This is a genomic window from Pseudomonas sp. BR20, from assembly GCF_050780135.1.
Lineage (GTDB): Bacteria > Pseudomonadota > Gammaproteobacteria > Pseudomonadales > Pseudomonadaceae > Aquipseudomonas.
The window spans coordinates 399,603-411,841 of record NZ_CP172012.1 but is presented as its reverse complement, the minus strand read 5'-3'; the positions used below and the strand labels follow the sequence as shown (position 1 = coordinate 411,841).

The 12,239-nt window shown below is 58.6% G+C and carries 11 protein-coding genes and 1 tRNA gene; 6 read left to right on the top strand and 6 right to left on the bottom strand.

All coding sequences use genetic code 11. The features are described from left to right. Window positions 1-2: 2 nt before the first annotated feature. From cysT to dibA, 4 genes are all read right to left on the bottom strand, one after another. On the bottom strand, window positions 3-821 hold the full coding sequence (gene cysT, locus ACHPFG_RS01855) for a sulfate ABC transporter permease subunit CysT (protein ID WP_027607868.1): 819 nt from the start codon (window positions 819-821) through the stop codon (window positions 3-5). 77 nt (window positions 822-898) lie between these two features. Then, window positions 899-1,909 carry a sulfate ABC transporter substrate-binding protein gene (locus ACHPFG_RS01850; RefSeq protein ID WP_131697009.1) on the bottom strand — a complete coding sequence of 337 codons (1,011 nt, stop codon included), beginning with the start codon at window positions 1,907-1,909 and terminating at the stop codon, window positions 899-901. A 65-nt stretch (window positions 1,910-1,974) separates the two neighbouring features. After that, complete coding sequence (oscA, locus tag ACHPFG_RS01845) at window positions 1,975-2,157, bottom strand: sulfur starvation response protein OscA (RefSeq protein ID WP_003170956.1); 183 nt, start codon at window positions 2,155-2,157, stop codon at window positions 1,975-1,977. A 230-nt stretch (window positions 2,158-2,387) separates the two neighbouring features. Beyond that, a complete protein-coding gene (gene dibA / locus ACHPFG_RS01840) occupies window positions 2,388-4,301 on the bottom strand; it encodes a phosphodiesterase DibA (RefSeq protein ID WP_431701455.1) in 1,914 nt (637 codons plus the stop codon). A gap of 166 nt (window positions 4,302-4,467) precedes the next feature. Here dibA and desA point away from each other — a divergent pair, with 166 nt between their 5' ends. Both desA and ACHPFG_RS01830 read left to right on the top strand, forming a co-directional pair. Then, window positions 4,468-5,652 (top strand): delta-9 fatty acid desaturase DesA, encoded by a 1,185-nt coding sequence (gene desA, locus ACHPFG_RS01835; RefSeq protein ID WP_131697011.1) that lies wholly within the window; start codon window positions 4,468-4,470, stop codon window positions 5,650-5,652. A 188-nt stretch (window positions 5,653-5,840) separates the two neighbouring features. Then, on the top strand, window positions 5,841-6,842 hold the full coding sequence (locus ACHPFG_RS01830) for a sensor domain-containing diguanylate cyclase (protein WP_431701454.1): 1,002 nt from the start codon (window positions 5,841-5,843) through the stop codon (window positions 6,840-6,842). 106 nt (window positions 6,843-6,948) lie between these two features. Here the strand turns inward: ACHPFG_RS01830 and gabT are convergent, their stop codons facing one another. Next, window positions 6,949-8,226, bottom strand: coding sequence for a 4-aminobutyrate--2-oxoglutarate transaminase (gene gabT, locus ACHPFG_RS01825; protein ID WP_431701453.1), 1,278 nt, complete (start codon window positions 8,224-8,226; stop codon window positions 6,949-6,951). Between gabT and ACHPFG_RS01820 the strand changes: the two genes are divergently transcribed. Then, the gene (locus ACHPFG_RS01820) at window positions 8,219-8,341 is read left to right on the top strand and encodes a hypothetical protein (protein ID WP_256097758.1); all 123 of its coding nucleotides are present in this window, start codon (window positions 8,219-8,221) and stop codon (window positions 8,339-8,341) included. The genes gabT and ACHPFG_RS01820 overlap by 8 nt on opposite strands. Before the next feature lie 66 nt (window positions 8,342-8,407). Here the strand turns inward: ACHPFG_RS01820 and gabD are convergent, their stop codons facing one another. After that, window positions 8,408-9,850, bottom strand: coding sequence for an NADP-dependent succinate-semialdehyde dehydrogenase (gene gabD, locus ACHPFG_RS01815; protein WP_027607874.1), 1,443 nt, complete (start codon window positions 9,848-9,850; stop codon window positions 8,408-8,410). 370 nt (window positions 9,851-10,220) lie between these two features. Here gabD and ACHPFG_RS01810 point away from each other — a divergent pair. The 3 genes from ACHPFG_RS01810 (at window position 10,221) to ACHPFG_RS01800 (ending at window position 12,145) form a co-directional block, all read left to right on the top strand. Then, window positions 10,221-10,297: transfer RNA gene (locus tag ACHPFG_RS01810), tRNA-Arg, on the top strand. A 175-nt stretch (window positions 10,298-10,472) separates the two neighbouring features. Continuing rightward, window positions 10,473-11,588: an AAA family ATPase gene (locus ACHPFG_RS01805; RefSeq protein ID WP_431701452.1), complete on the top strand. Its 1,116-nt coding sequence runs from the start codon at window positions 10,473-10,475 to the stop codon at window positions 11,586-11,588. A 68-nt stretch (window positions 11,589-11,656) separates the two neighbouring features. Continuing rightward, window positions 11,657-12,145 (top strand): hypothetical protein, encoded by a 489-nt coding sequence (locus ACHPFG_RS01800; protein WP_431701451.1) that lies wholly within the window; start codon window positions 11,657-11,659, stop codon window positions 12,143-12,145. Window positions 12,146-12,239 lie beyond the last annotated feature (94 nt).

The window sequence follows — 12,239 nt, the reverse complement described above, 5'->3', positions numbered from 1 at the left end:
CCTTATGGACGTTCGATACGCCGCTGCAACAAGTTGATCAGCAGCAGCAGGACAAAGGAAACCACCAGCATCAGCACGCCGATGGAGGTGGCGCCGCGGTAGTCGTACTGGTCGAGCTTGACCATGATCAGCAGCGGCAGGATCTCGGTTTTCATCGGCATGTTGCCGGCGATGAAAATCACCGAGCCGTACTCACCGACGCCACGGGCAAACGCCAGGGCGAAACCGGTCAGCCAGGCGGGCAACAGCGCGGGGACGAGGATGTAGCGGAACACCTGCAACGGCTTGGCGCCCAGGCAGGCGGCGGCTTCTTCGATTTCCCGGGGGATATCGGCGAGTACCGGCTGCACCGTGCGCACCACGAACGGCAGGGTCACGAAGGTCAGCGCCAGGGTGATGCCCAACGGGCTGTAGGCGATCTTGAAGCCCAGGTCAGCAGCGAACTGGCCCACCAGACCGGTCGGCGTGTACAGCGCCGTCAGCGCAATACCGGCCACGGCGGTGGGCAGCGCGAACGGCAGGTCGATCATCGCATCGATGATCTTGCGGCCGGGGAAGGTGTAGCGCACCAGCACCCAGGCCAGCAGCGTGCCGATCACGCCATTGATCAGGGCGGCGTACAGCGCGGTGCTGAAGCTCAGTTTCAACGCCGCCAGCACACGGGGTGCGGAGATGATGTTCCAGAACTGATCCCAGGTGAGTTGAGCGGCGTGTACGAACATCGCCGCCAGCGGGATGAGTACGATCAGGCTGAGGTACACCACGGTGTAGCCCAGCGTCAGCCCGAAGCCGGGTATGACGGGGGAAATACGACGCGACATAAGAGTCCTTGGTTAGCGGAACTGACACACAAAACCCGCAGGTGAATGCGGGCTCTGTGGGCGGGTTGTTGCTCGGCTTACTGCGCCGTGTAGATCTGGTCGAACACGCCACCGTCGTTAAAGAATTTCGGCTGGGCAGTTTTCCAGCCGCCGAAGTCTTTGTCGATAGTCACCAGGTCCAGTTTCGGGAACTGTTGGGCGTATTTGGCGGCGACTTTCTCATCGCGTGGGCGGTAGAAGTTCTTCGCCGCAATCTCCTGGCCAGCCGGGCTGTACAGGTGCTTGAGGTATTCAGTGGCGATCTCGGTGTTGCCCTTTTTCTCGGCGTTCTTGTCGACCACGGCCACCGGCGGCTCCGCAAGGATCGACAGGGACGGTACGACGATGTCGAACTTGTCGGCGCCGCCGTCTTCTTTCAGGGCCAGGAAGGCTTCGTTTTCCCAGGCCAGCAACACGTCGCCCTGACCGTTGTTGACGAAGGTAATGGTCGAACCGCGCGCGCCGGTGTCGAGGATCGGCACGTGCTTGAACAGCTCTTTCACGTATTCCTGGGCCTTGGCTTCGCTGCCACCGGATTTCAGGCCGTAGGCCCAGGCGGCAAGGAAGTTCCAGCGCGCGCCGCCGGAGGTTTTCGGGTTAGGTGTGATCACCGACACGTCTTTCTTGATCAGGTCGCCCCAATCCTTGATGCCTTTAGGGTTGCCCTTGCGCACCAGGAACACGATGGTCGAGGTGTATGGGGTGCTGGCGTCCGGCAGGCGGGTCTGCCAGTTCTCCGGCAGGGTCTTGCCCAGCTTGGCGATTTCGTCGATGTCACCGGCCAGGGCCAGGGTCACCACGTCGGCGCGCAGGCCGTCGATCACTGCCCGGCCTTGCTTGCCCGAACCACCGTGGGACTGCTGGATCTTGACGTTGTCGCCGGGGTGAGACTGTTTCCAGAAGTTGGTGAACTCAGCGTTGTAGTCCTGGTACAGCTCACGGGTAGGATCGTACGAAACGTTGAGCAATTCGTAGTCCTTGGCAACCGCGGAACCGGCAAACACGGCACTGGCCAGGGCGGCCAGGGCATAACGGCGAATCGACGACATAGAAGCTCCTGAAATTCTGGGGTGTTGGCTTTTTCTTATAGTTGCGGGTCTATCGCCGTTCTTGCTTAGCTCGGTTTGTTACCCGGGTTCTGCAAACGGAATTTTTCCTTGCGTTCGATCTGTACCACTTGGGCGTTGTGCACAGTGATTTCCACCGCGCCAAACCGCAGATCGCGCAAGGCGCTCTGGATCTCACGCAAAATGGCTGCTTCGTCCTGGCCGTCGACGCTACGTAGAGATGCGCTCATGGTCTCGCTCCTGAAATGAATAGTGCCTCGCAGTGGCGGCACTGCTTGCGGCGTAGGGCGATAGTAGATAAGCGCGGATATTCTTAAAAATACTATTTAAGAATGTTTATATAACCAAAAAGAATTTTCTGGCAGGGCGTGAGGTTGCGAGAGGGTTTTGTGTCTGAGCGGAGAAATTAGGCCTTGTGAATATCCAAACGTGGGAGCCCCCTCCCACATTTGAATGCATTTCAAGTCTGGATGGCGGGTGCGCGGTCCCAGTCAATTTCCAGCGCCGGCATTGGCCGCCCAAACCAGTACCCCTGGCCCATATCGCAGTTCTGCTCCAACAAGAACCGCGCCTGCTCCACCTGTTCGATCCCCTCGGCATGCACCTGCATGCCCATGCTTTTCGCCAGGGCGATCACCACCCGCACGATGGCGGCATCGTCTTCGTCCCACGGCAGCCCGGCGACGAAGCCCTGGTCGATCTTGAGCTTCTGCACCGGCAGGCGCTTGAGGCGCAGCAAGGAGGAATAGCCAGTGCCGAAGTCATCAATGGCCAGGCGCAAGCCCAGTTCGCGCAAGCGGTGCAGCTGTTCCAGGGCCACTTCAGGGTCATCCATCACTGCGCTTTCGGTGACTTCCAGCTCAAGGAAAGCCGGGTCCAGGCCGGTATCGTGCAGCACCTGGGCGACCTGATCGTAAAGTTCGCGTCGGGCAAACAGGCGGCTCGACACATTGATGGCGATAAAGCTCAATGGCAAACCGTCGGCCAGCCATTGGCACATCTGTCGGCAGGCCTGGTCCATCACCCACCCATCGATATCGGCAATCAGCCCGGTGCGTTCGGCGATGGGGATGAAATCGCCCGGCGGCACCAGGCCACGCTCGGGGTGCTGCCAGCGCACCAGCGCTTCGACGCCGATCAGGCGGCTGGTGTGCAAATCGTGCACAGGCTGGTAGTAGACGCGCAGTTCCTGCCGTTCGAGGGCACGGCGCAGTTCGCTGGCGATTTCCACCCGGTTCTGCGCGTGGGCGGTGAGTTCTTCGGTGTACAGCGCATAACCTTCACGCCCCACACTTTTGGCTTTGAACAGCGCGGAATCGGCGTTGCGCAACAACTGCTCGGCGTTCAGGGCGTCATTGGGGAACAGGCTGATGCCGATGCTGGCGCTGATAAACAGTTGATGGCCGTCAAAGATGAACGGCTGCTTCATTACATCCAGCATGCGCTGTGCCAACGCCGCCGCCTGCACCACCTGTGAGCAATTTTCCGCGAGCACCGCGAACTCATCCCCGCCCAGGCGCGCCAGGGTGACGCCGGGGCCGAACAACACCTTGAGCCGCTCGCCCACCAGCTTGAGCAACTGGTCGCCCACGTTATGGCCAAGGCTGTCGTTGATGATCTTGAAGTGGTCCAGGTCCAGCAACAGCAGGGCGCAGCCGCGCTTGTGGAGTTGCGCCGAGGCCATCGCCTGCTCGGCGCGGTCGGTGAACAGCAGGCGGTTGGGCAGGTCGGTCAGCGGGTCGTGGTGAGCCAGGTGGGCCAACTCGTGCTCGGAATCCTTGATGGCGCTGATGTCGGAAAACACCGCAACGTAATGGCTGAGATGACCCAGGTCATCGTGAATCACGCGAATGGTTTGCCACTGTGGATAAATCTCACCGCTTTTGCGCCGATTCCAGATTTCACCGCTCCATTCACCGGTGTGTTCCAGGGTCTGAAACATCTGTTGATAGAAATGCGACGAATGGCGACCGGACTTGAACAGGCTCGGCTGCTGGCCCATGACGTCTTCGCGCTGGTAGCCGGTGATTTCCATGAAGGCCCGGTTCACATGCACGATCAAGCCTTTGGCGTCGGTGACCAACACCCCTTCGCGGGTACAATCGAACACGGCAGCAGCCTGGCGCAGGCGCTCGCGGTTCTCTTTCAACGGTTGCCGCTGCTGGTGGGCCTGGGCAGATCGGGCACAAATCAGGTAGATCAGCAGGGCGCTGAGCGCTACCCACACATAGCCGCGCACCTGCAACCAATGGCTCAGCTCGGTCGGATTATCGAGAAACTCGATCAATACCCGTTGAGTAACGCCTATCCAGGCGCTTGAAGCCAGCAGGTATACCAGCCCCGCACTCAGGGCACCTCCGTATGAAAACAGCATATGCCTAGTAATCCTTACTAAAAGCCAAGAATCGTCCTACAAAGAATGGGGATTATAGGATATGTAACATCTGGTAAGTCTTATCTGAAAGGGCCGCTGGTTTTCTCTGTAGGCTTAGTGATAATGCGTGAGCTGTTCTTTTCTTTATCTGAGGGCCATACAGCCTATGTGGTACAACGGTTTTCTTGACTTGTCGGCCTGGCAACTGGTGGCAGTCACTCTGTTGATGACCCACGTGACCATCGTTGGGGTCACGGTCTATCTGCACCGCTATTCAGCCCATCGCTCCCTGGAGCTCAATGCTGGCCTGAAACACTTCTTCCGCTTCTGGCTGTGGCTGACCACGGCGCAGAACACCCGCGAGTGGACCGCCATCCACCGCAAGCACCACGCCAAATGCGAGACCGTCGACGACCCGCACAGCCCGGTGATCAAGGGCCTGTCCACCGTATTGCGCAAAGGCGCCGAGCTGTACCGCGCCGAGGCCGAAAACCCCGAGACCCTGCGCATCTACGGCAAGAACTGCCCGGACGACTGGATCGAGCGCAAGATCTACACCCCTTACCCGCTGCTGGGTGTGGCGATCATGGGCGTAATCGACCTGCTGCTGTTCGGCACCATCGGCATCACGATCTGGGCAATCCAGATGATGTGGATTCCGTTCTGGGCCGCCGGTGTGATCAATGGCCTGGGCCATGCCGTCGGCTATCGCAACTTCGAATGCCGTGACGCCGCCACCAACCTGGTGCCGTGGGGCATCATCGTCGGCGGCGAAGAGCTGCACAACAATCACCACACCTACCCCAACTCGGCCAAGCTGTCGGTGAAGAAGTGGGAGTTCGACCTGGGTTGGGCATGGATCAAAGTGTTCAGCTTCCTGCGCCTGGCCAAGGTACAGCGTGTGGCACCGATTGCCCACCGCGTGGAGGGCAAGGGCCATCTGGACATGGACACCGCCATGGCGATCCTCAACAACCGCTTCCAGATCATGGCCCAGTACCGCAAGTTGGTGATTGGCCCGCTGGTCAAGCAGGAGCTGGAGAAGGTCGATCACTCGGTGCGCCACCAGTTCCACCGCGCCAAACGCCTGCTGTCGCGGGAAACCAGCCTGCTGGATGACCGCCACCACCTGCGTATCCAGAGCATGCTGGAACACAGTCAGGCGCTGAAAGTGATCTACGAAAAACGCCTGGCGCTGCAGCAGATCTGGCTCAAAACCAGCTCCAACGGCCACGATATGCTGGCGGCCATCAAGGAATGGGTACACGAGGCCGAGGCCAGCGGCATCCAGTCCCTGCGGGATTTTGCCCACCAATTGAAGACCTATTCGCTGCGACCTGCATCTGTATGACAACATGGCGGGAGGGCCTTCCCTCCCGTCCATCAGCTTTTTGGCGCCATTTCTCGGACACCGTCAATCGATACTATTGACGGAACTTCACTGCAATTCGCCTCTCTCAATGAACACTTCGCCATCATGGTGACCCCTTGTAGTGACCGCTGCTTGATCTTGCGGCGCGCCCAGAGAGAGTTGTGCCGATGGTTCTCGAAAAGCCCTTCACCACCGACAGCCCTACCGCTGACCCTCCGCGTCCGGCTGCGGCAGCAACCCTGCTGGCACTGGTACATGCCCAGGGCGAAGTCGAACGACTGAGCGAACGCGAACAATTACTGAGTTCGCTGCTGGTCAGTGTGAATGCCGTGCTCTGGGCCATCGATTGGCAAACCCGCCGCGTGCTCTACGTAAGCCCGGCATACGAACGGATTTTTGGACGTTCCGCCGGCCTGTTGCTGGCCGACCACCGCGAATGGCGCAACAGCATTCACCCCGAAGACCTTGATTACGCCGAACACAGCCTGGCGCGCGTGCTGGAGCAGGGTGCCGTGGAGGATCGCGAGTACCGCATCATCACCGCCGACGGGCAGATCCGCTGGCTGAGCGACAAGTGCTACATCAACCAGCAGGTCGAACCTGGCGAGCCGGTGATCGTGGTCGGCATGGCCGAGGACATCACCGAAAAAAAGCAGATGGAAATGGAGCTGCACCGTCTCGCCACCACCGACGTGCTGACCCAGAGCAGCAACCGCCGGCACTTCTTCGAATGCGCCAACCAGGCCTTCGACAGCGCCTGCGCCCAAGGCGCGCCGCTGGCCTTCCTGCTGTTGGACATCGATGACTTCAAGGACGTCAACGACACCTACGGCCATCTGGAGGGCGACCAGGTGCTACGGCGTATCGCCGAGAGCGGTCGCGGGGTACTGCGCCGTGGTGACCTGTTCGGACGCATTGGCGGCGAAGAGTTCGCCGCAGTCCTGCCGGGTTGCGCGCCGGAGATGGCGCTGCAAGTGGCCGAACGCCTGGGCAAGGAGATCCAGGAACTGAGTTTCAGCTATGAAGGCCAGGCGTTCAGTGTGACCATCAGCCAGGGCCTGGCCAGCCTGACCGAGGAAGACTCCACCCTGGACAGCCTGTTCGCCCGCGCCGATGCCGCCATGTATGAGGCCAAGCGCCTGGGCAAGAATCGCGTCATCGCTGGCTGAATGCCGATCACTGTGGGAGGGGCGGTGCGAGGAGGTCTGAAGGTGCTGCAAGCGCACAAAAAAACCCGCCGAAGCGGGTTTTTCTATCGATCAGGCCAACTTCCGCTTACAGCTCGGAGAAGCACTCTTCGATGATCGCCAAGCCTTTGTCCAACTGCTCGTCCGGCGAGGTCAGCGGGACCAGTACGCGCAACACGTTGCCGTAGGTGCCGCAGGACAGCAGGATCAAGCCCTTGTCACGCGCCTTGGCCACCACGGCGGCAACGGCCGCAGCGTTTGGCTTGTGGCTGTCGCCGTCTTCGAACAACTCAACCGCGATCATCGCGCCCAGGGCACGCACGTCACCGATTACCGGGTACTTGGCTTGAATCGCCTTGAGGCCAGTCACCAGGCGCTCGCCGACAGCCTTGCAGCGGTCCAGCAGGTGCTCTTCTTCAAACACTTCCATCACCGCCAGCGCAGCGGCGCAAGCGATCGGGCTACCGGCGTAGGTGCCGCCCAGGCCACCTGGGGCAATGGCATCCATGTATTCGGCCTTGCCGCACACACCGGCCAGCGGGAAGCCGCCTGCGATGGATTTGGCGAAGGTGGTCAGGTCGGCGGCAACGCCCATCTGTTCCATGGCGAAGAAGGTACCGGTACGGCCGGCACCGGTTTGCACTTCGTCGGCGATCAGCAGGATGCCGTGCTTGTCGCACAGTTCACGCAGGCGCTTCATGAACGGCTTCGGCGCGACGTAGAAACCGCCTTCGCCCTGTACCGGCTCGATGATGATGGCGGCAATATCACGCGGCTCGGCATCGTTCTTGAAGATGCGTTCAATGCTGGCGATGGAGTCGTCGTCGCTGACACCGTGCAGCTCGTTCGGGTACAGCGCGCGGAACACGCCGCCGGGCATCAGGCCCATGCCGGCCGAGTAAGGCACGACTTTACCGGTGAGACCCAGGGTCATCATGGTGCGGCCGTGGTAGGCGCCGGTGAACGCGATCACGCCGGCACGGCCAGTCGCGGCACGGGCGATTTTCACGGCGTTTTCAACGGCTTCGGAACCGGTGGTGACCAACAGGGTTTTCTTGGAGAAATCGCCTGGAACCTTGGCGTTCACTTTTTCGCACACTTCGACGTACGGCTCGTAGGCCAGTACCTGGAAGCAGGTGTGGGTCAGCTTGTTCAGCTGTTCGGTCACGGCAGCGATGATTTTCGGGTGCACGTGGCCGGTGTTCAGCACGGCGATACCGCCGGCGAAGTCGATGAACTCGCGACCTTCAACGTCGGTCACGGTGGCGTTCTTCGCGGATTCGGCGAAGATCGGGTGAATCTGGCCAACACCGCGCGGTACAGCGGCTTCGCGGCGTTTCATCAGGGAAGCGTTGGTCTTGCTCATAAAGTCCTCATTCGCCACTCATCGGGTGGCGTTGCTCAAGGAATACGTGGCGGGGAGGCAACTACGGCAGCATGCGATGATCGACTGCCACAGCTTTCCCGGCCACTACGAATAACGGTGTGAAACACGCAAAGGGTCAGCGCTCTCGTGCCCTTTGCGTTTACTGCAATCCCTTCCCGGCTTAGATGCCCAGGCAGAGGTATTTGATTTCCAGGTAGTCCTCGATCCCGTACTTGGAGCCTTCACGGCCCAGGCCCGAGGCCTTGATGCCGCCGAACGGCGCCACTTCGTTGGAGATCAACCCGGTGTTGACCCCGACCATGCCGTATTCCAGGGCTTCGGCCACACGGAACACACGGCCCAGATCGCGGGCGTAGAAGTAAGAAGCCAGGCCGAACTCGGTGTCGTTGGACATCGCGATCACTTCGGCTTCGTCTTTGAAGCGGAACAGCGGCGCCAGCGGGCCGAAGGTTTCTTCCTTGGCAACGGCGGCGTTTTTCGGCACGTCGACCAGGATGGTCGGTTCAAAGAAGTTGCCTTCCATGACCTTGCCACCGGCCAACAGCTTGGCGCCTTTGCTCAGGGCGTCGGCGATGTGTTCCTGGACCTTGGCCACGGCTTTTTCGTCGATCAGCGGGCCGGTGGTGGTGCCTTCTTCCAGACCGTTGCCGATCTTCAATTTGGCCACCGCGACTTTCAGTTTTTCCGCAAACGCGTCGTACACCGAATCCTGGATGTACAAGCGGTTGGCGCAGACGCAGGTCTGGCCGTTGTTGCGGTACTTGGAGATGATCGCGCCTTCGACGGCCTTATCCAGGTCCGCGTCGTCGAACACGATGAATGGCGCGTTGCCGCCCAGCTCCAGGGAAACTTTCTTGATGTCCTTGGCGCATTCGGCCATCAACTGGCGACCGATTTCGGTCGAGCCGGTGAAGGACAATTTACGCACGATCGGGTTGCTGGTCAGCTCACCGCCGATGTCGCCGGCGCTGCCGGTGACCACGCTCAGCACGCCTTTCGGGATACCGGCACGGTGCGCCAGCTCAACCAGGGCCAGGGCCGAGAACGGGGTTTGCGAAGCAGGCTTGATCACCATGGTGCAACCGGCGGCCAGGGCCGGGCCGGCTTTACGGGTGATCATCGCGGCCGGGAAGTTCCACGGGGTGATGGCGGCGGTCACGCCGATAGGCTGCTTGATCACGATCAGGCGCTTGTCGGGCTGGTGGCCGGGGATCACGTCGCCATAGATGCGCTTGGCTTCCTCGGCGAACCACTCGATAAAGGACGCGGCATAGACGATTTCACCCTTGGCCTCGGCCAATGGCTTGCCTTGTTCCAGGGTCATCAGGCGACCGAGATCGTCCTGGTTTTCGATCAGCAGCTCGAACCAACGGCGCAGCTTGTTGGCGCGCTCCTTGGCGGTCAGCGCACGCCAGGCCGGCAGCGCCTTGTCGGCAGCTTCGATGGCACGGCGGGTTTCCGCAGCGCCCATCTTTGGCACGGTGCCGATAATCTCGCCCGTGGCAGGGTTATTGACCTTGATGGTCTGACCGTTGTCCGCATCCACCCAAGCGCCATCGATAAAGGCCTGCTGGCGGAACAACTGGGAATCTTTGAGCTGCATGTCGGCTTTCCTTAACAGCACCGCGCGCACGCGGAGCGAATTAGAGTTGTTGAAAGGCGCCTTGTGGGCTGCCGTCAGGGAAATCAGCCCCCGCGCGCGCGATCAATGAATAGCGCACGAGAGACAGAGCGTTTGAAATCTCAAACGAATCCTAGGATCAATGGGGGTACAGGGCAATAGTCTGTTCGAAAAAAAGAACGAAAACGGCGCATTTGCCGGAACTTTCAGATCAGCGTGATTTGAGCGCGTTCCGCCGCATTGACCAACGGCGCCCGGCGCAGGGCCTTCCACCGGCAAATTCCTACTGGGAAACGGCAAAAGACCGGCATGGACGCCCAAGGTCGACATGGGTATGATGTCGCCCGCACAAGCATCCGTAGCTCAGCTGGATAGAGTACTGCCCTCCGAAGGCAGGGGTCGTGGGTTCGAATCCCGCCGGGTGCACCAGATACAGATGAAAAAGCCCCAGGTCGAAAGGCCTGGGGCTTTTTTGTGGGTTGAATATACTGCTGTCGGTGAACGCCTATATCATGCGCAAGCCAATATTTTTCTGAAGTTCAATCAGCTGGCGGCGTAAAAGCACGCCGTGCGACGACCGCCGATGAAGGTCGAAGGGATTGCCATGAATATCGAATCGATCACGATCAATGGATTTAAAAGCGTCGCAAGTCTTACGCTTGAGCATCTATCGCCCTTTACTGCTCTAGCGGGCTCCAACGGCGCGGGGAAAAGCAACATTACGGATGCCCTTGCTTTTTTGGGCGCCGTCGTGAAGCGGGGCGCGGCAACCGCTATTCGTGATTTTGGTGGTTTTAAACAGATCCACTGTTTCAAACATCGAAAAGAAAAAAGAACAACTATTTCCTTCGACATAACAGTCGAAATCAACTACGAGAAATTTGAATATTCACTCAAACTCATAGAGATCGATAAGACGCCTCAGGTAATAGAAAGCCTGAAGATCGATGGCACCCCGTATATTGACCGAAAACATAACAGTGAAACCCGAATTACGTTGTCTGAATCCGCACCACTTATGCCGCTGCTGGAATACCCTAAGGACATGGCTGCACTCATGTTAATGAGTCATTCTGCGCTCTATAAGTTTCTCACCAATGTGCATGTTTATCGTATTGACCCCATGGCGGCAAAAGAGCCGGCCAGCTCAACTGAAGATGCGACCATGCTCGACAGCCATGGCCGCAACGTTGCGACGATGCTGTCAGTCCTGGAAAAAGACGAACAGTTCAGAACCCAAGTGCTGGAATGGATTGAGCTAATAGTCCCTGGAATGGAGAATTTCTCTATCGGAGAACGGGGAATAGATAGCGCGACCTTTCTCACCTTCAAGGAGGAAGGCACCAAAACCCGCTTTCCCGCACACTTGATCTCTGACGGAACCATCTATGCGCTTTGCATCATGACGGCGATATTAAGCAGAACTTCTCAGCCGGGACTCACGATCATTGAGGAGCCCGAGCGTGGCATTCATCCCAAGGCGATTGGTGAGCTGGTCGGACTCATGCGCGACAACGCTACAATTGAGCACCCCGTTTTTATTACGACACACAGCGAGTCAGTAGTGCGCAACCTAAACCCTGAAGAACTATGGTTTGTTAACAAGGTTGACGGACGCACAAACGTTAAATGTGCTGCCGAGTCAGGTGTCGATAAAAAACAGATTCCACTGGACACCGCCTGGTTGACAAACCTTTTTAACGGGGGTCTACCATGGTAAGGGCTGGTTTCATAGTCGAAGGTGACTGCGAGAGGCTCGTAGTTGAATCGCCAACATTTAGGAAGTTTTTGAGTGATCACAATCATGAACTGATCTTCCCAGTCGTTGATGCAAAGGGCGGCGGAAACCTGTTACCACACAACATAGAAGCATTTATCCAAGGGCTTGAATTACAAGGCGTGGATAAAATCTATGTACTGACTGATCTAGAAGACGACCTATCAACGCAGGTCGTGCGCGACCGGATTCAGAACGCAAAAGTGGAAACCATTTTTGTTGCTGTTAAAGCGCTTGAAGCTTGGTTTCTTGCCGATACCCCAGCGATGAGCAATTGGCTCAAACAAGGGTATCAAGAGCCCTTTCCTGAAAAGACCGTCGATAAGCCTTTTGCTCGCCTAAAAGAAATCGCAAGCAATTTGGGAGCCTCGGGGCCAGGTAACAAGGTCGCTTTTGCGAAAAAGATGGTCAACCGCTTTGGATTCAGCGTGGCCCAAGCAGCGACACATCCAGAATGCCCCAGCGCGCGGGAGTTAGTCGACTATTTCCGAAACGCTTAAACCCCTGTAGCTGAATCACTAGGAATACAGGGCGTAGATTCAGTTGTTCGGGCTTACCGAACAACTGAACCTCGTCAACTTATCGCTTTGACCG